The sequence below is a fragment of the Ruegeria sp. G12 genome (genome assembly GCF_056533565.1).
On record NZ_JBQFOO010000002.1, the window covers coordinates 285008 to 309173 of the forward strand.

Genomic DNA, 24166 nt, shown 5'->3' on the forward strand with positions numbered 1-24166 from the left:
CGCGTTTTATCCTTACGAATCGGCCTGAACAGCCTTTTGTACATCTTCGGGCGTGCCCACCGCCTTGCCCGCGATGGCGCGATCGATCTTGCGGATCATACCAGACAGAGCCTTACCAGCGCCAATCTCCCACGTTTTGGTCACACCCTGCGCCGCCATGTACTGAACGCTTTCGCGCCAACGGACCGATCCTGTGACCTGCTCGACCAGCAATTTCCGGATCAGGTCCGGATCGCTGACCGCCTCGGCGCGCACATTCGCGATCAGCGGAACGGCAGGCGCTTTGATTTCGACCGCAGCCAGAGCTTCGGCCATGACATCGGCAGCGGGCTGCATCAGCGCACAATGGAACGGGGCACTCACCGGCAGCATAACCGCGCGTTTCGCCCCTTTTTCCTTGGCAATCTCAGCCGCCCGTTCCACGGCGGCCTTTGACCCCGACACCACAACCTGAGTCGGGTCGTTGTCGTTGGCGGCCTGACATACCTCACCTTGCGCGGCCTCTTCAGCGACGGCGCGAACCGCGTCCAGATCGAGCCCCAGAATGGCGGCCATCGCGCCCTCGCCCACCGGCACGGCGCTCTGCATCGCCTGCCCACGCGTCCGCAGCAGACGCGCAGTGTCTGCGACGCTCAGCGCACCGGCGGCCGCCAGCGCCGAGTATTCACCCAGCGAATGCCCTGCCACGAAAGCTGCTTTCGTGACCGAGACTCCCTCAGCCTCAAGCGCGCGCATCGCTGCTATCGAGGTTGCCATCAGCGCAGGCTGCGCGTTCTGCGTCAGCGTCAGATCGGCGATATCGCCCTCCCAGATCAGGCTGCTCAGCTTTTCACCTAGCGCCTCGTCCACCTCATCGAAAACGGCCTGCGCGGCGGGATAAGCCTCGGCCAGAGCCTTGCCCATACCGATGGTCTGGGCGCCCTGCCCCGGGAAAACGAACGCGAGTGTCATTGCAACCTCATGGATGACGTTAGGTTGCGGCGGGGTGTAAACTGACTGAGCACGCGGCACAAGCGCTGCGTTTGCTCTGCATTCGGGCACCGGTGTTGTGCGCAGCCACCTACTTGTGTCCTGTCCGCACCGCTTTAGGTTGGTCCCAACCGACCAACCCGGGAGCGTTCGACCAATGGCCCTGACCAACACATTCTCCAGCTATGGCAGCGTGACCAAGACCTTCCATTGGCTCATCGCTTTGCTGATCTTCACGGCGCTGCCTTTGGGCTGGATTGCGAATGACCTGGCCCACGCGATCTATGACCCGGACATTCCGACGACCGAGGCAGATATCGCCCTTGCCGCACGCCTGTTCACGATCCACAAGACGGTTGGCGTCACCGTCTTCTTTGCCGCCCTCGCCCGCATCCTGTGGGCGCTGTCACAACCCAAGCCGGGCCTCTTGAATGCGGAGAACAAGCCCGAGGCCTTCGTCGCCGAGACCGTGCACTGGATGCTCTATGCCTCGCTGGTGCTGGTGCCCCTGACTGGCTGGGTCCACCACGCCGCCGCCGAGGGGTTTGCCCCGATCTTCTGGCCATTCGGCCAAAACCTGCCCTTTGTGCCGAAATCCGCGCATCTGGCGGAACTAACGGCTGCACTTCACTGGCTGTTCATTTGGGTCCTGGCCGCGTCGCTGGCACTGCACATCGCGGGCGCCCTGAAACACCACGTTGTCGATAAAGACAGTACATTGCGCCGCATGCTGCCTGGCCAGTCCGACGCCCCGCAGCCGCCGGCACAGAAACACTCGGCTGTGCCTGTTCTGGCCGCGGTTGCCGTCTGGGGTGCCGTGCTGGCAGGTGGGTACGGCATGGGGGTCTTTTCCCACCACTCGACCGCCGCGACAGACACCGCCGACTTGGCCGAGGTCCAGTCCGACTGGCAGGTGCAGGACGGCACGCTGTCGATCACCATCACCCAGCTTGGCAGCCCGGTGACCGGCAGCTTTGCCGACTGGACCGCCGCCATCGCCTTTGACGAACCTCCCGAGCTAGGGCCAGCCGGGTCCGTCGATGTGACCATCGCCATCGGATCGCTCAGCTTGGGCACGGTGACCGATCAGGCGATGGGGGCGGATTTCTTCGACAACGGCCAGTTTCCGACCGCCAGCTTCAAGGCTGACCTTTTCAAAACCGAAACCGGCTACGAGGCCCGTGGCCCACTCACCATCCGGGATAAATCCCTCGACGTCGTGCTACCCTTCACGCTTGAGATGCAGGACAACGCCGCAGTGGTGTCCGGAGAACTGGAACTGAACCGGCTGGATTTTGGCATCGGCGCCTCAATGCCTGCCGAGGATTCACTGGCCTTTGCCGTGACTGTCGCGATCAACCTGACCGCAACACAGGGCGAATAAAAAAACCGCCGGGGCAAAGGCCACCGGCGGTTTCACTGTTTCGGGGTTGAGGTTTACTCGGCCTTTTGCGCCTCAACCGAGATCTGGATCTGCACCTCGTCGCTGACGAACGGCGCGAACTGGCCCAGATCGAACTCGCTGCGGGTCAAGGTCGTGGTGGCGTTGAACCCGGCCCATGGCTTGTTGGCCATCGGGTGCTGATCGACCTTGTTCAGCTTGGCGTCCAGAACGACCGACTTGGTCACGCCGTTCATGGTCAGATCACCGGTGATGTTGGCGGTGTTTTCGCCAGTCACTTCGATCCCGGTCGAAGTGAAGGTGATCAGATCGCCTTCGGTTGCGCCAAAGAAATCCTCGGTCATGAAGTGATCTTCGCGCGGTTTCCAGCCGGTGAACATCTCAAGCACAGGCATCGACACGCTGACAGTCGAGGCAGACGGATCTTCCTGATCGAACATGATCTCGCCCTCAAAGCCCGAGAACATGCCGGTGGTGGTCGAAAACCCCAGGTGGTCATAGCTGAAAACAACCTGACTGTGGCTTGGGTCCAGAACGTATTTTTCGGCGCTTGCAAAAGCCGTGGTTGCCGGCACGGCCAGAGCGGCGGCAAGTAGGATGGGTTTCATGACAATCTCCGCGTTTTTGTGGATGCAAACCAATTTTGGGTTGCTCACAACAAAAATGTGCCGCCTTAGGGCGGCACACAAGTATTTTTGTTTCACAAACTCTGTTCCTTTTTGAACAGAATAAAACTCAGGCGAAAATTGTTACGCTTTGGCTGAGCTGACCTTTGAGCGCGCGGCTCACATCTGTCGACTGCAACGGCAGTTTCATCAACAGGCTGCCGTCCACGTCATACAACTCGACATCATCGTCCGAGAAGCGCGCACCGCCCAGCGTATCATAGGCACGTCGCAATACGGTTTGGGGACGTCCGTCTTCATTTTTCTGCAGAACACGAACTTCGCGGCGAATGGGGTCAAAATATGCGTCAGGCCGCGGATCGAGGATTTCAACGGTCATCAGGCTGACACCGACAATCAGGAACAGCATCGAAGCCGCCAATTTGATCGGCCAGACATCCGCGCCGATAACCGATCCGGGCATCAGCCACATCGAGAATGCAGCCAAAATCATAAAGACGCCGATGACGCGAGACAGTATCTGCCGGGCTTTCCAATTCGGCGCGAAGGCAATCATGACCGGCACAGAGTTTTCAAAACGTGCGCCGGACGTCTTTTCCTGAAATGTATTTGTGTTTGTTGCGGTCATAACATTTTTACCCTGCATAAGGTTACCGTCATTAGTGTTGTCCGTTCCGGTTAATATCCGGTATACAAAACAACTTCGGGGTGAAAAGCGTCAGGAATTGGGCGGCCCAATGGAAATTGGGCGACTTCACAGGGGCATCTGTGGCAGGGCTTGCCCCGCCGCCATAAACGTGTATACGGGGCCATCCTTCGCAAACGATATGAATCGCGCAGCCTCTCGTGGCAGGGTCGCGAAGGACCTATGACCCCGCCTTTGAAATGCGCCTTGATATAAACAGGAGTGCACATGCCACTGTATGAGCATGTAATGATCGCGCGTCAGGATCTGTCCAACGCGCAGGCAGAAAGCCTTGTCGAACATTTCGGCACCGTTCTGGCTGACAACGGCGGCAACGTCGTCGACAGTGAGTATTGGGGCGTCAAGACAATGGCCTACAAGATCAACAAGAACCGCAAGGGTCACTATTCCTTCCTGAAGACCGACGCCCCCGCTGGTGCCGTTCAGGAAATGGAGCGCCTGATGCGCCTGCATGAAGACGTCATGCGCGTTCTGACCATCAAGGTCGACGAACATGCCGAGGGCCCCTCGGTCCAGATGCAGAAGCGCGATGAGCGCGAAGGCCGCCGCGAGCGCCGTTGATCAACGCCTGACGAAAGGACTTAAACCATGGCCGCAAAACCATTTTTCCGCCGCCGCAAGGTCTGCCCCTTCTCGGGCGACAACGCGCCGAAGATCGACTACAAAGACACCCGTCTTCTGCAGCGCTACATCTCTGAGCGTGGCAAGATCGTTCCTTCGCGCATCACCGCCGTTTCGGCGAAAAAACAGCGTGAGTTGGCCCGTGCGATCAAGCGCGCCCGCTTCCTTGCCCTGCTGCCCTACGCCGTGAAGTAAGGAGAGACTGACATGCAAGTTATCCTGCTGGAACGCGTTGCGAAACTGGGTCAGATGGGCGACGTCGTTGACGTCAAGCCCGGCTACGCCCGCAACTTCCTGCTGCCCCAAGGCAAAGCGCTGAGCGCGTCCGAGTCGAACATCGCCTCGTTCGAAGCCCAGAAAGCACAGCTTGAGGCCCGCAATCTGGAAACCAAGAAAGAAGCTGAAGCACTGGCTGAAAAGCTGGACGGTCAGCAGTTCATCGTGATTCGCTCGGCATCGGATGCTGGCGCTCTGTACGGCTCGGTCACCCCGCGTGACGCCGCAGACGCTGCGACCGAGGCGGGTTTCACCGTCGACAAGAAACAGATCGCCCTGATCGCACCGATCAAGGAACTGGGTCTGCACTCGCTGGCGGTTAAACTGCACCCCGAGGTCGAGGTCGAGATCCAGATGAACGTTGCCCGTTCGGAAGAAGAAGCCGAACTGCAGGCATCGGGCAAATCGATTCAGGAACTGGCTGCTGAAGAAGAAGCCGCCGCTGAATTCGAAATCGCCGAACTGTTCGACGACATCGGATCCGCTGCGTCGGAAGACGAAGAACTGGTTGCCGAAGAAGCACCGGTTGAAGAAGACGAAGCCAAAGCCTGATCCGGCTGACAGCACCAGAATTGAAAGGCCGCGCTGCTCTGCGCGGCCTTTTTTTCACACGCACACCAGCGAATTTCAGCCAGAATTTCCGGCGACAGTTGCGGTCAGAAACCCAACCCCTATCATCGGTCCTCGGACTTCGGAGAAACCTTATGCCCCAACTACTTCGCCGCAGCATCTTGGCCTTTTTGCTTATTGCTCCACTGGCGGCGTGTAGCGGGCCCAGCAATCAGAAGGCGGAACCGTTCGATCCACCGCTCTACCCAAATGAAACGCCAGAACTGCGCGCCTCGATCAACAAATGGGCGGACCATTACGATATGCCGCGCGAGTTGGTGCACAAGCTGGCCATCCGGGAAAGTACCCATCGCCCTTGGGCCGTGAACCGACCCTACTACGGCCTTCTGCAAATCCTGCCCGCCACCGCGCGTTCAATGGGATACAAGGGCGATGCGAACGGGTTGCTGGACGCGGATACGAACCTGGAGTTTGCCGGAAAATACCTGCGCGGGGCGTGGCTTTTGTCGGACGGAGACCAGAAAAGAGCGATCTTTTTGTACGCCAAAGGTTACTACCCCGAGGCCAAAGCCCGGGGGATGTTGGTTGAGACTGGTCTGGTGCCCGCACCCTGACGGTTGTGACACAATCGGCCAACGTAGGCCCGTTAGTGACAAATATAACTCTAATCAGAGCCCACAGACACGCGAAATGTACGCACATTAAGTGCGTTGTCTTGTCATAGTCAAAAAAGTGTGATGTTGTTTTTACCGTGAGGTAAATTGGGTTCCACTCTAAGTCAAGTTAAAGCTCGGCAACACCACCGAGTTTAAGATGGGCCGCAGCTGGTAGGCGCCGCATGGAAATTTTTGATCTGAGCACTTTGCCGGATTCAGAAACTCGATATACCGAGTTTCTTCACCAGGTCTGCGAAAAGCACGACATGGATCATGCTGCTTATGCCGGTATGAACCCAGCGGCCGGTACGGTGGCTGGCTACGTCACTTACGACGATGCATGGAAGGAACATTATCAGGACCAGGGCCTGATTATGATCGATCCAACCATCCACATGGCGCGCCGCAGCATTGCCCCCGTGGATTGGAGCAGATTGGAGCGCAGCCCCGATTTTCAGCGCGTCTTCAGAGATGCCCATGATTTTGGGCTGCCCAGTCAGGGCGTCACGATTCCTGTCCGCGGCCCTTATGGCGATATCGGATTGCTGAGCGCCACGCGGGAATGCAGCCGGGAAGAGTGGAAAAAGCTCTTTACCCACGTGATCGCTGACCTGCAGTCGATGGCAGTGCATATCCACGACAACGTCGTATCCTCGGATGATCTGACCGGGGCCCTGTATCATCCGACCCTGTCGACGCGTGAGGCTGAGATCCTGCAATGGGTGGCGGCAGGCAAATCTCAGCAGGATATCGGCGATATTTTGTCGATTTCCCACCGCACCGTCGAAGTGCACTTGCGTTCCAGCCGGGAAAAGCTTAGTGCACTGACCACCCCACAGGCCGTCGGGCGCGCGGTGGCAATTGGGCTTATTACCCCAGGTTAAACACAAAATTGGCCGATTTCCGTCAAAATACGGGAAACCCCCAATAGAAATTCTCCCCCAAGCCGGTAACGTCTAGTTTACCGAACAACCACTCGAAGGGGGTAGAAATGATCATCGTGGTAGATGGCCTGAACAGACATATGTTCAGCGACGTTCTTGACGAAATGTTTGAGTTGAGAGCACGAGTATTTGGCGGCCGCCTTGGCTGGGACGTCAAAATCGAAGACGGCAAAGAAATCGATGAATTCGACCATCTGGATCCGGCATATGTAATCGGCCTCGACGACGGGGGGAATGTCGTCGCAGCTGTGCGTGCCCTTCAGACCACCGGACCGCATATGTTGTCCGACGTATTCTCGGCGATCCTTGACGGAGAAGCACCGCTCCGCAGCGCAACCATGTGGGAATCCACCCGGTTCTGCGTCGATACCCAGCGCCTCACACGCGGGAAAGAGAAAAATTCAGTTTCGTACGCCACCTGCGAACTGATGATCGGCTCGCTTGAATACGCCCGCAACTCGGGTATCCAGGACATCATCACCGTTATCGACCCGGTCATGGACCGCGTCCTGAAACGGTCGGCCTGCGCACCTTATGACTATGTCGGGAAAACCGTCCCGATGGGCAAGGTCGCCGCACTGGCCGCCCTGCTGGATTGTACCGAGGAACGTATCTCGGCCGTCCGCGACTTCGCAGGCATTCACGAAGATGTCTTCCTGGAAGAAGAACAGGCGCTGGACCTGTTCAACGCCAAGAAGGCGGCTGAACTCAGCCCTGCCAATCGCGACCACAAACCGCTCACCGATCTCGAAAAGTACTTTGTCGAGCAGATGAGCGCGGCGCGGACCGAGGCGGAACGGCAGGATGTCCTGAAACTGATTGAGGCGCTGACCGACACCTTCACGCCAGAACAGAAGACCGCTCTATTGCAGACCCCCCGTGCTTTTGCTCATGAGGCCTGACCCCCTCACCTCATAGAGAAAAGCCACCCTAGCGGAGCCACCGAATTTCCCGGTGGCTCCGTTTTATTTTGCCCCCGGCGAAAGGGGCGGAAGAGGGATTACTCCTCTTCCAGTGCCTCAACGGCTTTTTGCAGATCGTCTTTGCTGACTTCCTTGTCAGCGACCTGCGCCAGTTCGAACACATAGTCCACGACCTTGTCTTCAAAGAGCGGTGCGCGCAGTTGCTGCTGCATCTGGGCGTTCTGCTGCACGAATTCAAAGAACTGACGTTCCTGACCCGGGTACTGACGCGCTTGGTTCATGATCGCCTGGGTCATCTCGGCGTCAGACACTTCAACCTCGGCCTTCTGGCCCAGTTCCGCCAGCAACAGGCCCAGACGCACGCGGCGTTCGGCCAGCTTGGTGTGCTCGTCGGTGGGCTCGATCTCGGCGTGGTCGTGGCCTTCAACCTCGGGGTTTTCCTCGTGCCACAGCTGATGCGCGATCTGCTTGGCCTCAGCATCCACCAGCGACGGCGGCAGATCGAACGAAACCTTCTCGTCCAGCACGTCCAGCAGCGCACGCTTCATGACCGCGCGCGAGGCACCTGCGTATTCGGCTTCCAGACGCTCGGAAATCTGAGTTTTTAGCGCGGCCAGATCTTCGGCACCAAATTTAATGGCCAGATCATCGTTTACCTCGGCAGCGACCGGTTCCTTCACCTCTTTAATGGTGCAGGTGAACACGGCGTCTTTACCGGCCAGATGCTCGGCACCGTATTCCTCGGGGAAGGTCACGTTGACGTCTTTTTCTTCCTCAGCTTTCACGCCAACCAGTTGCTCTTCAAAACCGGGGATGAAGCTGTTCGAGCCCAGAACCAGAGGGTAATCTTCGGCCGAACCGCCTTCGAATTCTTCACCGTCGACCTTGCCGACAAAGTCGAACACGATCTGGTCGCCGTCCTTGGCTTTCGAACCCTTGCGGCGCGCTTTGAAATCCTGCGCTGTCTCAGCGAGGTTATTCAGCGCCTCTTCGACCGCTGCATCATCCGCCTTGACGATCAGCTTTTCCAGCTCGACCGATTTCAGGTCCACCTCGGGGATTTCCGGCAGCGCCTCATAGGACATCGCGACCTCGACATCGTCGCCTTCTTTCCAGTCCTCATTGGTCATCTTGACCTCGGGCTGCAGGGCCGGACGGTCACCGCTGTCCTCAAAATGCTTGTTCATCGCGCCGTCGATGCTTTCCTGCATCGCTTCGCCCAGCAGGCGCTGGCCAAACTGCTTCTTCAGCAGCGCCATCGGCACCTTGCCTTTGCGGAAACCCTTCATTTCGACTTCGGGCTGCGCTTCGGTCAGTTTCTCATTGACCTTCTCGTCCAGCTCAGCCGCGGTCACGGTGATGTTGTAGCCGCGTTTCAGACCTTCGTTCAGCGTCTCGGTAACCTGCATTATGGTAGTCCCCATAGGATTCGGGGCGCGCAAAACGGGCGCGCCGGGCAAATTTGAGGCCTTCTATTTGCCCAGCCCCCTGCGTGCAAGGGGCAACTGTTCAATCCGCTTTGTTTTGACCGGCTTTTGGCCAAAATATTGGTGAACAGGCGGCCCCAACCTGCCGTTCACCCAACAAGACGCTCAGGCCCCAATGTTCTGCAAGACAGCAGGCAATTGCTCGGGCAAATCCTCGGCAATCAGGCCCGGACCAAAGTTTCCCGCGCATTCCACATGCAGCCACGCGGCAGTTTCCGCCGCCTGCATCGGGCTGAACCCGCGCGCAAGCAATCCGGTGATGAACCCCGCCAGTACATCGCCGGACCCAGCGGTCGCCAGCCAAGGGGCCGCGCGCTCATAGAACGCCGCGTTGACCGAGCACCGTCCGTCCGGCGCGGCGATCACCGTGTCAGGCCCCTTGAACAGAACCACGCACCCTGCCCTTTTGGCAGCCTCACGCGTCGCATCCACCTTTGAATAGGCCGGACCTTTGGTTGGCAAGGCTGCCAGTTTCTCGGCAATATCCGGAAACAGCCGGGCAAATTCCCCACCATGCGGTGTCAGAACGCAATGCTCATGCAGTTGCGCAAACAACGCCAAGGGATCATCCGCAAATGCCGTCAGCGCATCAGCGTCCAGCACCGTAGCGCGCTTGGCTTCAAGGGCAACCGGCACAAGCTCCTGCGCCCGTTCAACCCCCAACCCGGGGCCCAGACACAACGCATTTAACCGCTCATCCGACAGCACCGCTGACAGGCCCTCCGCCCCCTCAACCCGCTGCAACATGATGGCCGTCACCTGCGCCGCCACCTCAAGCTGTGCGGACGGCGGCACCCCCACCGTCACCAGCCCCGCACCGATCCGCAATGCCCCGCGCGCGGCAAGACGAGCCGCCCCGTTTCTGGCCGGACCGCCCGAAAGGACCAGAGCGTGGCCGTGGTTGTACTTGTGCTGAGCGTCCCATTTCCCACGAAACCCCCTGTGCATGGGGTCGGTCTCCAACTGGACTACGTCCGTACTATGAATGGAGTTCAGACCAATGTCGGCGACCACAACTTTGCTCGAGAGCCCCGGACCTCCGCCGTATTGACCATCCCCCACCAAATAATGCCCAAGCTTTGGGGAATGGAACGAAACAGTTAAGTCTGTTGGGAAAGCGCCAAAGTTCTTGCCGGAATCGCAGCAAAGACCGCTTGGACAGTCTACCGCAACATATTTTTGCCGTCGCTCTTTTGAAGCAGTATGCGTCACAGTCGGGACGAACCCGTGCCATGCTCGCTCAGTATCATCCGGCATCGACCTCGTGATACCAGTCCCGAACAACGCATCAACAACAAGATCATGGTCTTGATCGTCTAGAACATCTTCAATTTCGTTATCATCCCAATCACGAACGACATTCGACGCGGCCCACTTTTCGTAGTTTGTCTTCGCATCCGGCGGCAACTTCTCCGGATCACCATACAGAAAAACCTCAACCTCCCAACCCAGATCACGCAACAACCGCGCTACAACAAACCCGTCACCCCCGTTATTCCCCGGTCCGCACAGAACCACCGCGCGCAAAGGATCCTCTTCATCTGGCCCCAAATATCCCGGGGAGCGCGAGGGGCTGGCCCCTCGCCTGTCCAACCCCGGCCACTCCTCGAAAATCGCCTCAACAACGCCCCGCCCGGCCCGTTCCATCAACTCCAGTCCGGTCACCTCTCCAGACTCAATCGCGGCTTGTTCGATGGCCCGCATCTGCGCGGCTGTCAGCAATTCCGTCATCTCAAATCCTACGGCGATTCAATTCTGATTACTTTTTGTGCAAATCGATCAAAATTTGACCCGCCGTCTGTTTTCCCCGCACATCAGCACGGCCAATTTCGCATTCAGATTGCCGCCCGATCTTAGACGTGGTCACTGCCATCCTGACAAGAGTTAAAGGGAGCCCGGGATGAAGAAGATCGAAGCGATCATCAAACCGTTCAAACTCGATGAGGTGAAAGAGGCATTGCAGGACGTCGGCGTCCAGGGCCTGAGCGTGATCGAGGTCAAGGGGTTTGGTCGTCAGAAAGGCCACACCGAGCTGTATCGCGGTGCGGAATATGTCGTCGACTTCCTGCCCAAGGTGAAGGTCGAGGTCGTTCTGGACGACGATCAGGTCGACGCCGCCATCGACGCCATTGTGTCCGCGGCAAAGACAGACAAAATCGGCGACGGCAAAATCTTCGTCTCGCCTGTTGAACAAGCCATTCGTATCCGCACCGGTGAAACCGGCTCGGACGCGCTGTAACCGAACACTCCAATCAGAGGAATAGTGAGTATGAGCAAGGACGCAGTTCTCAAGCTGATCCAGGACGAAGGCGCTGATTACGTCGACATCCGCTTTACCGACCCGCGCGGCAAGCTTCAGCACGTCACCATCATGTCCGATCAGGTTGACGAAGATTTCCTGGACGAAGGCTTCATGTTCGACGGATCGTCGATCGCAGGCTGGAAATCGATCGAAGCATCCGACATGAAACTGATGCCCGATACCGACAGCGCCTATGTCGATCCGTTCTATGCGGAAAAGACCATCTGCCTGCACTGCTCGGTCGTTGAGCCCGACACTGGCGAAGCCTACGAGCGTGACCCGCGCGGCACCGCGCAGAAAGCTGAAGCCTACCTGAAATCCTCGGGCATCGGCGACGCAGCCTTCTTCGGCCCCGAGGCTGAATTCTTCCTGTTCGACGACGTCAGATTCTCGAACAGTATCAACAAGGTATCCTACGAAGTTGATGCAACTGACGCATCGTGGAACACCGACACCGAATACGAGATGGGCAACATGGGCCATCGTCCGGGCGTCAAGGGCGGCTACTTCCCCGTGAACCCCGTTGACGAAGCGCAGGACCTGCGGTCGGAAATGCTGTCGACCATGAAGCGTCTGGGCATGAAGGTCGACAAGCACCACCACGAGGTTGCCTCTTGCCAGCACGAGCTGGGCCTGATCTTCGACAGCCTGACCAAACAGGCTGACGAACTGCAGAAATACAAGTACGTCATCCACAATGTCGCCCACGCCTACGGCAAATCGGCGACCTTCATGCCGAAGCCGATCGCGGGCGACAACGGCACCGGGATGCACGTGAACATGTCGATCTGGAAAGACGGCAAGCCGCTGTTCGCTGGCGACAAATACGCGGATTTGTCGGACGAAGCACTGTGGTTCATCGGCGGCGTTCTGAAACACGCCAAAACCCTGAACGCCTTCACCAACCCGTCGACCAACAGCTACAAGCGCCTGATCCCGGGCTTTGAAGCCCCCGTTCTGCGCGCCTACTCGGCCCGGAACCGCTCGGGCTGCGTGCGTATTCCGTGGACCGAAAGCCCGAAAGCCAAGCGCGTCGAGGCCCGCTTCCCCGATCCGGCTGCAAACCCCTACCTGGCGTTTGCTGCGCTGCTGATGGCCGGTTTGGACGGCATCAAGAACAAGATCGATCCGGGCGAAGCCATGGACAAGAACCTGTACGATCTGCCTGCCGAAGAACTGGCCGACATCCCGACCGTCTGCGGCAGCCTGCGCGAAGCGCTGGAAGCTCTGGCATCCGATCACGACTTCCTGCTGCAGGGCGACGTGTTCACCAAAGACCAGATCGACGGCTATATCGCACTGAAGATGGAAGAGGTCGAAACCTACGAGCACACCCCGCACCCGGTTGAATACGGCATGTACTACAGCTGCTAGTTCCGCCTTGCGAGGTCAATAATCAGGGGCGTCCTTCGGGGCGCCCCTTTTACGTTTGCTCCATCGCGCCGGGATCAGACTGCTCCAGTGCGAAATGGGCATAGATCAGGATCACGGCTGAGACCGCCGCCGTGACCCAGAACACAGCAGCAAACGACCCGGACATGGCATAGACCGTGCTGCAGATCGCCATCCCGAACGTGCCGCCCAGTAGCTGGCTGCTCAGCACGATCCCCCCGGCCTGCCCTTGCATCCCCGGCGGGACCGACATCATGACAGCGCGCTGCGGCGGTACGAACAGGAACGAGATCGCCACGCCCGAGAACAGCAGGCCTGCATAGACCAGCAGGTTAACTCCCAGCCCCATCCCGATTGCCATGGCGACCAACCCGGCCAAGGTCCCCAGAACCCCCAGCAGGGACGGCAAGCGGGTTCCGTAGGTATCCGCCGCCTTGCCCGCAATGGTCGCGGTTAGCACAGGCGGTACGACAGCGGGCAGAAGCGCGACGCCCGCCATTAGGGGGGACAGACCGCTGACCCTCTGGAAATACATCGCACCGAAGACAAAGGTTGCGATTTTGACGAACTGGGCCAGCAGGACAATCATGTTCGACGCCGCAAAGGTGCCGTTTGAAAACAGCCGTATGGCGATCAGCGGCGCAGTAACCCGTAACTCCATCGGCACCAAAATGCCCAGCATCAGAATGCCCAGGATCAACGGCCCCAGCACGTCGAGTTGACCCCATCCGCGCTCTGGCCCCTCCATAATGCCGAACACGGTCAAACCCAGCCCGCCGACCAACAGCAACAGCCCGGTCCAGTCAAAGGCAGGTTCCTCGCGATGCGGCGGATCGCGCCAGAAAATCCACGTGATAAAGGCGACAATCAGAACGATCGGCGGGTTGATCCAGAAGATCCACCGCCAGGACAGGTAATCCGTCAGCAGCCCGCCCACGACGGGACCAAGCGCCAGAAAACTGGTCCCAATCGCACCATAGATGCCCAGCGCCATGCCTCGGTCCTTGTCTTCGAAGGACATCGACACCAGAACCAGCGAGAGCGGAAAGATGATCGCGGCCCCGACGCCCTGCACCGCGCGGGCAAGAACGATAGCCGCACCGCTATTGGCAAACCCCGCTGCCATTGAAGACAGGCCAAACAGCAGCAACCCAATGACAACAAGCGTCCGCGTCCCAATGGTATCACCCAGCCGCCCGGCGGCTCCGGCCAGAGCGGCAAGGACCAGCAGGTAGATACTGACCACCCAATGCGCACCCAGATCGCTCAGCCCGATGTCCTTCTGGATCGTGGGCAAGGCCACACCCACGACGGTTTCATCCAGCAGGATAACGCCCAGAATTGCGCCCATGGCCCCCAACACCCACCAGCGCCTGTTCTCATCCTTGCCCATGTGTAAACCACCCTTTCGGAATACTCTTTATTGAACACGCTGCGCGAAACAGGCGTCAAGGGCCGGGCTGTCCCGTGTATCAACGCGGTTGCAGCCCAAGGCCAATTTCTGGCGGCGGCGGGAATTCACTTCTGTGCGGCAACCGGGCCCGCTATCCTTACCGGAAAAGAAACAAAGAAAGAGCGGTTCATGAAACGTCTTGTCGGTCCTCTTGCCGCCCTTGCGGTGTCCTTCGCCTCTGCCGGGTATGCGGCGCAATGCGGAAACACCAGCAGCGGGTTCGAGGCATGGAAAAAGGACTTTGCCAAACAGGCGCGCAAAGCCGGCGTCAAGAAAAAGGGCCTGCAGGCGCTGGCCCAGACTCAATACGCGACACGGACTATTGCCGCGGACCGGAACCAGAAAAGCTTCAAGTATTCGCTGGACAAGTTCATGCGCATTCGCGGCGCGGATACAATCGTTGCGCAGGGCCGCAAGCGCAAGGCGCGCAATCCCGAATTCTATGCCGCGCTCGAACGGCAATACGGCGTTCCGGCGGGCGTGCTGATTGCCATCCACGGCATGGAGACAGGCTTTGGAAATTTCATGGGCGACAGTCAGGTTGTTTCCGCAATCACAACACTGGCCTATGATTGTCGCCGATCCGAGTTCTTTATACCGCACGCAATTGGGGCACTGAAACTGGTTGATCAGGGCAGTATCACTATGGCGACAAAGGGGGCGAAACATGGCGAGTTGGGCCATACCCAATTCCTGCCCGGCAATGCGCTGACCTATGGGGTCGATGCCACCGGGGATCGCCGCGTGGACTTCTACAACATGACCGACGCAATGGCCTCGACTGCGAATTTCCTGCGCAAGAAAGGCTGGAAGCCCGGCCGTGGGTATCAGCCGGGGCAGCCCAACTTTGCCGTGATACAGCAATGGAACGCCGCTTCGGTCTACCAGCAATCCATCGCAATTATGGCGGCCCGAATCGACGGCTAGCTGCGCCTTGCCTCGACCATCGCGACAGCCCAATTCCGCCACATTGTCGCCATAGTGTGCGAAAAAAGCCGAATTTCCTTGGTTTCCAATACGTAATCAATCCTCAGAAAATTTCTTTTTTTTGCATTTTCGTCAAATTCTCCCCCAGATGGGTCGCTAGGTTGTGGTGTCAGACGAAATGCAACAGAGGACAGAGCTGTGTCTCGGAAGCAAAGCTACCATGGCGGCCTGCAATTTGACGGCGATACCGAAGGCGCGATCGAACGCTTCGGAACCATCGTCGCGGCAACGCTGGAAGACTACGGTCATTTGGTCGAGCGGAAGGCGTTGCTCAGCCAGACCGAGGCCAGCATCGTATCCAGTCAGTATCTGGTGCGGCTGTCTCTGACCTCTGAGGCCGAAAAAGCCGAGGATCGGTACGAGCGCATGGATCGCGCCGCCGGTCTCAAAACCCTGACCCGCCCCAAGGTCAGCAGCCCGCGCAACAGGCTGGTGGTTACGGTCACACCGGTTTCGCCGCTTCTGGATGACAGCGAGATATCCGAGCTGATGCTGGTGGTTGTTTTGTACCGCATGATTGACATCTGCACCACGCGACGTGTCGAATGGCTGTCGCCCCATACGGTGCTGACTGTCGAGCAGTTCATGAGCGCCTTTGACACGCTGGCATCCAGAAAACCGCGGGACAGGAAACAGATTTTCCAATCCGTCACTGGCCAGTTCGCAGGGTTGACCGTCGCCACGCCCGAGGAAACCGCCGAAGGAAACGCCCCCGAGGCGCGCCCGATCCAGTTGACGGACGAGCAGTTGCTCAGCATCGCGTTCCGCTCAGCCGATACGGATGTGATGCCTGCCGACCTGGCCCGGTCGGATGAAGATGACGACAAACCCAGCGATGTGCTGCGCCTTGGCACATGGTGCATGACCGGCGTTATCGCCAGTGTCTCCACCCCGATCGCCCTGTCCATGGCCGCCGTGAACCTGCTGCGTGGTGAAGACTTCCGTCTGAATACTCAGGTGCTTGTCTTTTCCGTAGCCATCGTCGGCCTGAATGCCAGCAATGCCTTTGCGGGCGTGGCCGGGATGCTCGGGCACTAACAGAATTACAGAAGACCCTCCTAGGAGGCCCCGCCGTCAGGCGGGGTTTTCCGTTTTTGGCACATGGTTCTCGGCCAGAACATAGGTGTGGATCGAAAACACCACCGCCCGCGTCTCGGGCAAGCGCAGCAGTGTCTGGCGCTCGCTCCGCAGATATCCGGCAGTGCCGGGCTCAACGGTTTCCCTTCGTTCATAGGTGCTGCGCGGCTGGTACAACTCGGCGTCCGCATACCAAAGCGCGTTGAACCGCCACAGCGGACGGCCCGGCTGGATACCATCGAACAGGCGCTGCACCCGCCGGGCGATGTTGCCGTCATAACTCTCGATGGCCCCATGAATATGCATCAGCGGGCGCATGAATTTCTCGGACAAGCGCCAACTGGCGGGAAAGCACAGGATAGCCCCAGTCAGCACATGTTCGTCGCCGCTCTTTTGCAGAATGCAGAAATCCTCCTGCACCAGTCGACACAGGGTGTCCAATGGGTGATCCCGGTCGATTGCCACGGACACGCCGTCTGGCCGTGTGATCCGGTCGGCGTCACCCTGATAGGTCTGGGCCAGAACCAGCTCCAGCAGTTCCAGCGCTGCAGGTTCGGCGATGGGGCTCAGCGCCAGAACATCCTCGCGGCGCTCGGCCAACAGGGTTTCCCGGCGCTGCATCTGACCCGCATAAGCCTCATCCCGATGCAGCCAAGTGTCCATCGTGGCGGGCTGAATACCCGGCAGCGCACGATGGTCGAGCGGATTGTAAGGGATGGAGGTCTGCAGCACCGTCATGTGCCTGACCTATCATCCGACTGCGCAAATGTCGGTCAAAAAGCGACAACGGAGCCGTCGCAAATCACCGAGACGGGAAACTGATGAATCCGCAGGCTAAATATGCAAGCAGGGAGGCGAGCCGTGAACCATCATTATCGGGATACCCGCAAGATCGACCCGACCAAGGGCGCGACCCTCGGCGATGGCACCCCCAACGACAACGACCGGATCGAGATCGGGCCGACCCAGCTGGCCTTTGATGAATGGGCAGCGGCGGGGTTAGAGCTACCCAACCTCGAACGAATGCGCGAGTTTCGTTGGAAGCGGCTGACGCAGGCGATTGTTGATCGCGGCTATGGCGGTCTGCTGATGTTTGACCCGCTGAACATCCGCTACGCCACCGACAGCACCAATATGCAGCTTTGGAACACCCACAACCCCTTCCGCGCGGTGCTGCTTTGTGCCGATGGTTACATGGTGATCTGGGACTACAAGAACTCTCCTTTTCTTTCCAAATTCAATCCCTTAGTGCGCGAGCAGCGCTCGGGCGCGGACCTGTTCTATTTCGACCGCGGCGACAAGGTGGACGTAGCCGCCGATGTCCTGTCGAACGAAATCCGCATTCTCATCGACGAACATGGCGGCGGTAACAAACGTCTGGCCGTCGACAAGATCATGCTGCACGGGCTGCGCGCCTTGGAGGCGCAGGGCTTCGAGGTGATGGAGGGCGAAGAAGTCACCGAAAAGACCCGCGCCATCAAAGGCCCGGATGAGATCCTTGCCATGCGCTGCGCCAGCCACGCCTGCGAAACCGCCGTGGCTGAGATGGAGAGGTTTGCGCGCGCCAATGTCGGCGACGGCAAGACATCCGAGGATGACATCTGGGCCGTACTGCACGCCGAAAACATCCGGCGGGGAGGTGAGTGGATCGAGACCCGGCTGCTGGCCTCGGGCCAGCGCACCAACCCGTGGTTTCAGGAATGCGGCCCGAGGATCACCCAACAGAACGAGATCATTGCCTTTGATACCGACCTGATCGGCTCTTACGGAATTTGCGTCGATATCTCTCGCACCTGGTGGATCGGAGACCAAAAGCCTCGCCCCGACATGATTTACACCATGCAGCACGCGCATGAGCATATCATGACGAATATGGAGATGCTGAAACCCGGCGTCATGATCCCGGAACTGACGGCAAATTCGCATCGGCTGGACGACAAGTTTCAGGCGCAGAAATACGGCTGCCTGATGCACGGCGTCGGTCTGTGCGATGAATGGCCGCTGGTCGCCTATCCGGACAAGGCGGTTGCGGGGGCCTATGACTATCCGCTGGAACCCGGAATGGTTCTGTGTGTCGAAGTCGCCGCAGGTGAAGTCGGCGGGGATTTCTCGATCAAACTGGAAGATCAGGTTCTCATCACCGAAGATGGCTACGAGAACCTGACCAAGTACCCGTTTGACCCGCAACTGATGGGTCTGGAATAGGGCACGGCTATTGCGACCAGTTGGACCGGCGGACATTGCCGTGCCAGTCCTCGATTTCTGAAACGGCCTGCTGCTGCGCCGAATACCCGGTCACCGGCCAGGATTGACCCAGTGTGAAACCCAGCACAGACGCCAGAACGATCGCGATCAGCGTCCCGCTATGGGCCGAAGATACTTGGGGGGTTGATGCTGTATGGGCCATGAGGACCTCCTTTGGTTTGTCCGTGGCTCCAACATGGGGGAGCACATGAAATAATGAAAACGAATGTTTGTTTATGCATGCATCACAAAATTCGATTATTCGAAATCGCTCACCTTCACGTGACGCGGGTGACAAAAGGGTTGTGACCCCACGCGGATGCACACAATATCAGGGGCATTCCCCCAGCAACCCAAGGAGCCGACATGCCCACGGAACGCATCACTTTTGCCGGACATGACGGCAGCCAACTGGCGGCACGGCTCGATCTGCCGGATGGGCCGGTGCTGGCAACGGCGTTGTTTGCGCATTGCTTCACCTGCTCCAAGGATATCCCGGCGGCGCGGCGCATCTCGGCCCGGCTGGCGGCCATGGGCATTGCCGTTTTGCGTTTCGATTTCACTGGTCTGGGCCATTCCAAGGGGGAATTCGCCAACACCACCTTTACATCGAATGTCGAGGACCTGATCGCCGCCGCGCAATACCTTGCAGGTAGGAACATGGCCCCTGCGCTGCTGATCGGTCATTCGCTGGGCGGTGCTGCCGTCCTGCGCGCGCGGGCGGGCATTCCGTCGGTCAAGGCCGTTGTAACTCTGGGCGCCCCCGCTGATCCCGGCCATGTGTCGCATCATTTTACAGATGCCCTGCCGGAGATTCAGCAGGAAGGCAGCGCCGAGGTCTCGTTAGGCGGTCGCCCCTTCCGCATCGGTAAAGCCTTCGTGGACGACATCGCCGAGGCCGCGCTGACACCGGCAATCTCCGAGCTTAAAGCCGCCCTACTGATCCTGCACGCGCCCCGGGATGAGACCGTCAGTATCGACAATGCCAGCACGATCTTTCTGGCCGCCAAACATCCCAAAAGCTTTGTGACCCTTGACGATGCCGACCACCTGATCACCCGCGCCTCGGACGCGGAATACGCCGCTGACGTCATTGCGGCCTGGGTGACGCGCTACGTGACCCTCTGCCCCCCGGCCCCTCCCCCCGGCGCACCCGAAGGCATCATTCGCGTGACCGAGGCTGGCCCAGACGGTTTCCTGCAGGACATTCAGGCCGGGCCGCGCCATCACTCGGTGGCCGATGAACCTGCGTCATATGGGGGCACCGACAAGGGCATGTCGCCATATGGGTTTGTCTCGGCCGGTTTGGGGGCCTGCACATCTATGACCATCCGCATGTATGCAAGGCGGAAAAACTGGCCGCTGACTGGCATCACGGTCGATATCTGCCACGACAAGGTGCACGCTCAGGACGCGGGGCTGGCAAGCGAAGGCAAGGTAGACCAGTTCCGCCGCAAGATCCGGCTGGAAGGTCCGCTGGATCAGCAACAACGGGACCGTCTGCTGGAAATCGCTGACAAATGCCCGGTGCACCGCACGCTGGAAGGCACAGCGCAGATCACCACCGAATTGCTGGACTGAACTGGCGGCCCCAGACGCGTCAGGGGCCACCCAGAGATCAGCGACGCCGCGGCGCGGGCCGGTGAATCGGCGGACGGGCCGCAGGCGGACGCGCAACTGGCGGTCGGGGCCGCGCTGGTGGTTTTGCAATCGGCGGCTTCGGACGCGCCGGAGGTTTACCCACAGGCGGGCGATCCGGTCTGTTCGGGCGGTCCACGTCAATATCGACATCCACATCGTGGTAGTAGTCGTTCCACAGCATCGAGTCGTAAAACGGGTCATACCCGTACCCAACTCCAACCGTCACACCATCACAGGCGGACAGAGTGATGCTCGCCACGCCGAGGCCCAGCGCCAGAACCGACCGTTTGATAAGTTTGCGGGTCATGTGCGCCTCCGTCACTGCAGGGACCGGAACGACGCGAACACGTCATTCACATCGTCCACATAGGCCGGGTCGGCCCCATCAAGCAGGATGACAACCGCAACAGCGACCCGATTGTTCGGCAGGTCAATCACGGTCGCAGTGAAATTCACGCCACGCCCGTCACGGCTGCCGGTGCCCCGAAACACGCGCGCAGGCAGACCACCGATCCTTGTGTCGCTTGTGCTGGTAACAGTCGGGTCTTTGACCAGAAATTTATCAATATCTTCAAGGTATCGCACGGCGCCTTTAATGGAGCCAACGCCCGCAGGTGAGACAAATCCCATCCACACCTTGTCATCCGTCACGGGCCGGAACCCCATTACCCGCGCCACGGCGCGAGCATCGCCCAGTTCGGTATCTTCAATCTCGCGCGGGCCTCCGGTGCGCAGGAGCCAGAAGTCGGGAACTGAAAAGCGGAACAGCGCGCGCCCTTCGTCGGTATATGTAACCGGTGTCTCGGCGGCGGCGGGTTCTGCACCCCACATCCACAAAGTCGCGCAGGCGGTAAGGGCCGAGCCTAAAAAAATACGCATATCTCAATAGCCTGATGGTTTCTCTGCCATCAGATTGAACGCGGAGCCACAGCTTTGTCCAGTACACGTTTGACAGGGCAACAAAAAACCCGCGCCAGGAGCGGTCCCGGCGCGGGTCAAATATCTTCGAGGCAAAGCCGATCAGGTACGGGCGTTACCCACCAGTTTCCACAGCGCAGGGATCAGCATGGCCGCCAGCGCCAGCTTGATCGCATCACCCACGAGGAACGGCGTCAGACCCCATTGCAGGATCGGTTGATCCCAGCCGTAAAGCTGACCCAGCCAAATCAGGCCGGGAACGTAGATCACGACATTGGCCAGCAGCAGCGCCACAGCCATCTTACCGACCGAACGGTCCCAGCCGCGCGCGGCCAGCGCGCCCAGCATGACGGTTGCCAGCACGTAGCCGACCAGATAGCCGCCTGTGCCGCCCATCATATAGGTCAGACCAAATTTCTCGGCCGACGACCCGGCAAAAACGTCAAAGCCCAGCGCCCCGACGAGCAAATAGCCCATCATGGTGATCAGACCCAGACGCGCGCCATAGGCGGTGCCGATGGTCAAAACGGCAAAGGTGCCCATGGTGATCGGAACCGGCCACATCGGAACCTTGATCTTGGCGGCCACGGCGAGCGCCAGAATACCCAGAGCGACCAGAACAACCTGTTTGACACGCAGCGCGGTCCCCTCGCGCGGGCCGATTGCTTCGGCCAGAACATTCGCATTCATTTCTTTTCTCCGCTGTCGGATGGATTTGCGGCTGCAGCATTGCCCGCACTATGCGGAAATGGCAAGATGATTACGCTATCGCAGCCGGTATTCTGTGTCCATTTCATAAGATTTCCGCGGCCCCGACACCGTCCAGCGGACGCTCCAGCGCGGCCAATCCGTGAAATCGTATAATGCATCATAGCTGTCGGGCGGGCAATCATGGTGATCGGCGGCCTGCTCCAGATCGAGTTTCAGGTTGTGGAAAAAACGCCCGTCATCGAAATGGATGGCAACCCTGTCACCGGCATCCCGCCACAGATACCGCCGCGTCCCCTTCATCGCGGGTTGCCCCGGCAGAAGCAGCGTGACCTGCTCGTCATAAGCCAACCCTTCGTCATCGGGGACCAACACCGCCTGCCCCTCGGCCTCGACAATCTGACCGGCCCTGGCGTCGCGAATGATGCGCTTCAGCACCCAGGTGCCTACGAAATCAGAGATATGGCGCGGCAAGCTCACTCGGAATAGGTTCCGTCGGTGATATTGCCAGCGTCCCCGACAAAGCGGATCGTCTCACCGTTCTGCAGCACGTCGTAACAGGCCCAGACATCGGATGGCGGCCATTGCGAGCAATAGCGATCCTCGCGCACCGCCCAGCGGCCAGCGCTTGGACCGCCCGAGAAATACTGCGTCAGCATATGATCGTGGAAGGTCTGCGAAACGCCCTGCCCGTATTCCAGCCGCTTGCCGATCAGCGCCGACAGAATCTGATCGCCGGTCAGCCGCGTGAACTGGTCTGCTGTCAAAACGCCGGGCCACAGGGCCAAAATCAGGGCAAACCGTCTCATCTGTCTACTCGCACCTTGTTCCTGTGGCGGGTCGGGTTTAAACCCCGCCGCAACGCCTCCTGCCAAATCACAATAAGGTGCCGCCGCCAATGATTCCACGTTATTCCCGCCCCGAGATGGTCGCCATCTGGTCGCCCGAGAGCAAGTTTCGCATCTGGTACGAGATCGAGGCGCATGCCTGCGACGCCATGGCCGATCTGGGCGTGATCCCGCGTGAGAATGCCGAGGCCGTGTGGAAAGCCAAGGACGTGGAATTCGACGTGGCCCGCATTGATGAGATCGAGGCCGTCACCAAACACGACGTCATCGCCTTCCTGACCCATCTGGCCGAGCATGTGGGCAGCGAGGAAGCGCGTTTTGTGCATCAGGGCATGACCAGCTCCGACGTGCTCGACACTTGCCTGAACGTGCAACTGACCCGCGCGGCTGACATTCTGATTGCTGACCTCGAAGGTCTGCTGGCCGCCCTCAAGCGCCGCGCCATCGAACACAAGGATACCGTTCGTATCGGCCGCAGCCACGGCATCCACGCGGAACCGACGACGATGGGCCTGACCTTCGCGCGTTTCTACGCCGAGATGGACCGCAACCTGTCCCGCATGCGCGACGCCCGTGCGGAAATCGCCACCGGAGCGATCAGTGGCGCGGTCGGCACCTTCGCCAATATCGACCCGGCGGTCGAAGAGCATGTCTGCGATAAGATGGGTCTGGTGCCCGAGCCGATCAGCACTCAGGTCATCCCGCGCGACCGCCACGCCGCGTTCTTTGCCACGCTGGGCGTGATCGCCAGCAGCATCGAAAACATCGCCATCGAAATCCGCCACATGCAGCGGACCGAGGTGCTAGAGGGGGCCGAGTTCTTCTCGATGGGCCAGAAAGGCTCGTCTGCCATGCCGCATAAGAAAAACCCGGTGCTGACCGAGAACCTGACCGGACTCGCGCGCATGGTCCGCGCGGCGGTGATCCCGGCGATGGAGAACGTGGCGCTGTGGCATGAGCGCGATATCTCGCATTCCTCGGTCGAGCGCATGATCGGTCCGGATGCGACAATCACACTGGATTTCGCGCTGGCCCGACTGACGGGCGTGATCGACAAGATGCTGATCTTCCCCGAGAACATGATGGAGAACATGAACAAGTTCCCCGGTCTGGTCATGAGCCAACGGGTTCTGCTGGCGCTGACCCAAGCCGGCGTCAGCCGCGAGGATGCCTATGCCATGGTCCAGCGCAATGCGATGAAGGTTTGGGAACACCGCACCGATTTCAAAGAGGAACTGCTGGCAGACGCTGATGTCACCGCTGCGCTGAGCCCCGAAGAGATCGAGGAAAAGTTCGACCTTGGCTATCACACCAAGCATGTCGATACGATCTTTGCACGTGTGTTCGGCGACTAAATCGCGCGTCCACGTTCTTCACAAGGCTCGGGCCCCACACAGCCCGAGCCTTGTCTTTTGC

At 59.3% G+C, this 24166-nt stretch carries 27 protein-coding genes; 14 read left to right on the forward strand and 13 right to left on the reverse strand.

Annotated features, from left to right (window positions below):
* Positions 1 to 12 precede the first annotated feature (12 nt).
* Entirely contained in the window at positions 13 to 951 is a 939-nt protein-coding gene (gene fabD / locus ACR0JN_RS05250) for an ACP S-malonyltransferase (RefSeq protein ID WP_480884620.1), read from the reverse strand.
* A gap of 175 nt (positions 952 to 1126) precedes the next feature.
* Between fabD and ACR0JN_RS05255 the strand changes: the two genes are divergently transcribed.
* The gene (locus ACR0JN_RS05255) at positions 1127 to 2353 is read left to right on the forward strand and encodes a cytochrome b/b6 domain-containing protein (protein WP_480884621.1); all 1227 of its coding nucleotides are present in this window, start codon (positions 1127 to 1129) and stop codon (positions 2351 to 2353) included.
* Between the two features lie 53 nt (positions 2354 to 2406).
* Here the strand turns inward: ACR0JN_RS05255 and ACR0JN_RS05260 are convergent, their stop codons facing one another.
* Both ACR0JN_RS05260 and ACR0JN_RS05265 read right to left on the reverse strand, forming a co-directional pair.
* Positions 2407 to 2979, reverse strand: coding sequence for a YceI family protein (locus ACR0JN_RS05260; protein WP_480815287.1), 573 nt, complete (start codon positions 2977 to 2979; stop codon positions 2407 to 2409).
* Positions 2980 to 3106: 127 nt separating this feature from the next.
* Positions 3107 to 3643, reverse strand: coding sequence for a hypothetical protein (locus ACR0JN_RS05265; RefSeq protein WP_480884622.1), 537 nt, complete (start codon positions 3641 to 3643; stop codon positions 3107 to 3109).
* Between the two features lie 267 nt (positions 3644 to 3910).
* Here ACR0JN_RS05265 and rpsF point away from each other — a divergent pair, with 267 nt between their 5' ends.
* From rpsF to ACR0JN_RS05295, 6 genes are all read left to right on the forward strand, one after another.
* The gene (gene rpsF, locus ACR0JN_RS05270; protein ID WP_039529890.1) at positions 3911 to 4264 is read left to right on the forward strand and encodes a 30S ribosomal protein S6; all 354 of its coding nucleotides are present in this window, start codon (positions 3911 to 3913) and stop codon (positions 4262 to 4264) included.
* Positions 4265 to 4291: 27 nt separating this feature from the next.
* Positions 4292 to 4519 (forward strand): 30S ribosomal protein S18, encoded by a 228-nt coding sequence (gene rpsR, locus ACR0JN_RS05275; protein ID WP_005982441.1) that lies wholly within the window; start codon positions 4292 to 4294, stop codon positions 4517 to 4519.
* Positions 4520 to 4531: 12 nt separating this feature from the next.
* Positions 4532 to 5152, forward strand: coding sequence for a 50S ribosomal protein L9 (rplI, locus tag ACR0JN_RS05280; protein WP_480815285.1), 621 nt, complete (start codon positions 4532 to 4534; stop codon positions 5150 to 5152).
* Between the two features lie 152 nt (positions 5153 to 5304).
* Entirely contained in the window at positions 5305 to 5784 is a 480-nt protein-coding gene (locus ACR0JN_RS05285) for a transglycosylase SLT domain-containing protein (protein WP_480884623.1), read from the forward strand.
* Between the two features lie 224 nt (positions 5785 to 6008).
* On the forward strand, positions 6009 to 6710 hold the full coding sequence (locus ACR0JN_RS05290; protein WP_480815283.1) for an autoinducer binding domain-containing protein: 702 nt from the start codon (positions 6009 to 6011) through the stop codon (positions 6708 to 6710).
* A 107-nt stretch (positions 6711 to 6817) separates the two neighbouring features.
* Positions 6818 to 7672: an acyl-homoserine-lactone synthase gene (locus ACR0JN_RS05295; protein ID WP_480815282.1), complete on the forward strand. Its 855-nt coding sequence runs from the start codon at positions 6818 to 6820 to the stop codon at positions 7670 to 7672.
* Positions 7673 to 7770: 98 nt separating this feature from the next.
* Here the strand turns inward: ACR0JN_RS05295 and tig are convergent, their stop codons facing one another.
* A complete protein-coding gene (gene tig, locus ACR0JN_RS05300; protein WP_480884624.1) occupies positions 7771 to 9102 on the reverse strand; it encodes a trigger factor in 1332 nt (443 codons plus the stop codon).
* Between the two features lie 183 nt (positions 9103 to 9285).
* The gene (locus ACR0JN_RS05305; protein WP_480884625.1) at positions 9286 to 10911 is read right to left on the reverse strand and encodes an NAD(P)H-hydrate dehydratase; all 1626 of its coding nucleotides are present in this window, start codon (positions 10909 to 10911) and stop codon (positions 9286 to 9288) included.
* Positions 10912 to 11080: 169 nt separating this feature from the next.
* Here ACR0JN_RS05305 and ACR0JN_RS05310 point away from each other — a divergent pair, with 169 nt between their 5' ends.
* Together ACR0JN_RS05310 and glnA are read left to right on the forward strand one after the other, a co-directional pair.
* Entirely contained in the window at positions 11081 to 11419 is a 339-nt protein-coding gene (locus tag ACR0JN_RS05310) for a P-II family nitrogen regulator (protein ID WP_170472761.1), read from the forward strand.
* A gap of 30 nt (positions 11420 to 11449) precedes the next feature.
* Positions 11450 to 12856 (forward strand): type I glutamate--ammonia ligase, encoded by a 1407-nt coding sequence (gene glnA / locus ACR0JN_RS05315; RefSeq protein ID WP_480815279.1) that lies wholly within the window; start codon positions 11450 to 11452, stop codon positions 12854 to 12856.
* A 49-nt stretch (positions 12857 to 12905) separates the two neighbouring features.
* Here the strand turns inward: glnA and ACR0JN_RS05320 are convergent, their stop codons facing one another.
* On the reverse strand, positions 12906 to 14267 hold the full coding sequence (locus ACR0JN_RS05320; protein WP_480884626.1) for an MFS transporter: 1362 nt from the start codon (positions 14265 to 14267) through the stop codon (positions 12906 to 12908).
* A 189-nt stretch (positions 14268 to 14456) separates the two neighbouring features.
* Here ACR0JN_RS05320 and ACR0JN_RS05325 point away from each other — a divergent pair, with 189 nt between their 5' ends.
* Entirely contained in the window at positions 14457 to 15254 is a 798-nt protein-coding gene (locus ACR0JN_RS05325; protein ID WP_480884627.1) for a lytic murein transglycosylase, read from the forward strand.
* 198 nt (positions 15255 to 15452) lie between these two features.
* A complete protein-coding gene (locus tag ACR0JN_RS05330) occupies positions 15453 to 16352 on the forward strand; it encodes a hypothetical protein (RefSeq protein ID WP_480884628.1) in 900 nt (299 codons plus the stop codon).
* A 36-nt stretch (positions 16353 to 16388) separates the two neighbouring features.
* Here the strand turns inward: ACR0JN_RS05330 and ACR0JN_RS05335 are convergent, their stop codons facing one another.
* Positions 16389 to 17129 (reverse strand): heme-dependent oxidative N-demethylase family protein, encoded by a 741-nt coding sequence (locus tag ACR0JN_RS05335; protein ID WP_480884629.1) that lies wholly within the window; start codon positions 17127 to 17129, stop codon positions 16389 to 16391.
* 123 nt (positions 17130 to 17252) lie between these two features.
* On the opposite strand from ACR0JN_RS05335, the gene dddP reads away from it, so the two are divergent.
* A complete protein-coding gene (gene dddP, locus ACR0JN_RS05340; RefSeq protein ID WP_480884630.1) occupies positions 17253 to 18596 on the forward strand; it encodes a dimethylsulfonioproprionate lyase DddP in 1344 nt (447 codons plus the stop codon).
* Between the two features lie 7 nt (positions 18597 to 18603).
* Here dddP and ACR0JN_RS05345 read toward each other — a convergent pair whose 3' ends face one another.
* Entirely contained in the window at positions 18604 to 18798 is a 195-nt protein-coding gene (locus tag ACR0JN_RS05345; RefSeq protein WP_480884631.1) for a hypothetical protein, read from the reverse strand.
* A 203-nt stretch (positions 18799 to 19001) separates the two neighbouring features.
* Between ACR0JN_RS05345 and ACR0JN_RS05350 the strand changes: the two genes are divergently transcribed.
* A complete protein-coding gene (locus ACR0JN_RS05350; protein ID WP_480884632.1) occupies positions 19002 to 20216 on the forward strand; it encodes a bifunctional alpha/beta hydrolase/OsmC family protein in 1215 nt (404 codons plus the stop codon).
* A gap of 37 nt (positions 20217 to 20253) precedes the next feature.
* Here ACR0JN_RS05350 and ACR0JN_RS05355 read toward each other — a convergent pair whose 3' ends face one another.
* The 5 genes from ACR0JN_RS05355 to ACR0JN_RS05375 form a co-directional block, all read right to left on the reverse strand.
* Positions 20254 to 20583 (reverse strand): hypothetical protein, encoded by a 330-nt coding sequence (locus tag ACR0JN_RS05355; protein ID WP_480815271.1) that lies wholly within the window; start codon positions 20581 to 20583, stop codon positions 20254 to 20256.
* Between the two features lie 11 nt (positions 20584 to 20594).
* A complete protein-coding gene (locus ACR0JN_RS05360; RefSeq protein WP_480884633.1) occupies positions 20595 to 21155 on the reverse strand; it encodes a hypothetical protein in 561 nt (186 codons plus the stop codon).
* A 141-nt stretch (positions 21156 to 21296) separates the two neighbouring features.
* On the reverse strand, positions 21297 to 21884 hold the full coding sequence (locus ACR0JN_RS05365) for a biotin transporter BioY (protein ID WP_480884634.1): 588 nt from the start codon (positions 21882 to 21884) through the stop codon (positions 21297 to 21299).
* 75 nt (positions 21885 to 21959) lie between these two features.
* On the reverse strand, positions 21960 to 22382 hold the full coding sequence (locus ACR0JN_RS05370) for a DUF6314 family protein (protein ID WP_480884635.1): 423 nt from the start codon (positions 22380 to 22382) through the stop codon (positions 21960 to 21962).
* Positions 22379 to 22711 carry a hypothetical protein gene (locus ACR0JN_RS05375; protein ID WP_480884636.1) on the reverse strand — a complete coding sequence of 111 codons (333 nt, stop codon included), beginning with the start codon at positions 22709 to 22711 and terminating at the stop codon, positions 22379 to 22381. The genes ACR0JN_RS05370 and ACR0JN_RS05375 overlap by 4 nt, the downstream gene beginning before the upstream one ends.
* Positions 22712 to 22800: 89 nt before the next feature.
* Here ACR0JN_RS05375 and purB point away from each other — a divergent pair, with 89 nt between their 5' ends.
* Positions 22801 to 24105: an adenylosuccinate lyase gene (gene purB / locus ACR0JN_RS05380; RefSeq protein WP_480884637.1), complete on the forward strand. Its 1305-nt coding sequence runs from the start codon at positions 22801 to 22803 to the stop codon at positions 24103 to 24105.
* Positions 24106 to 24166: the final 61 nt, after the last annotated feature.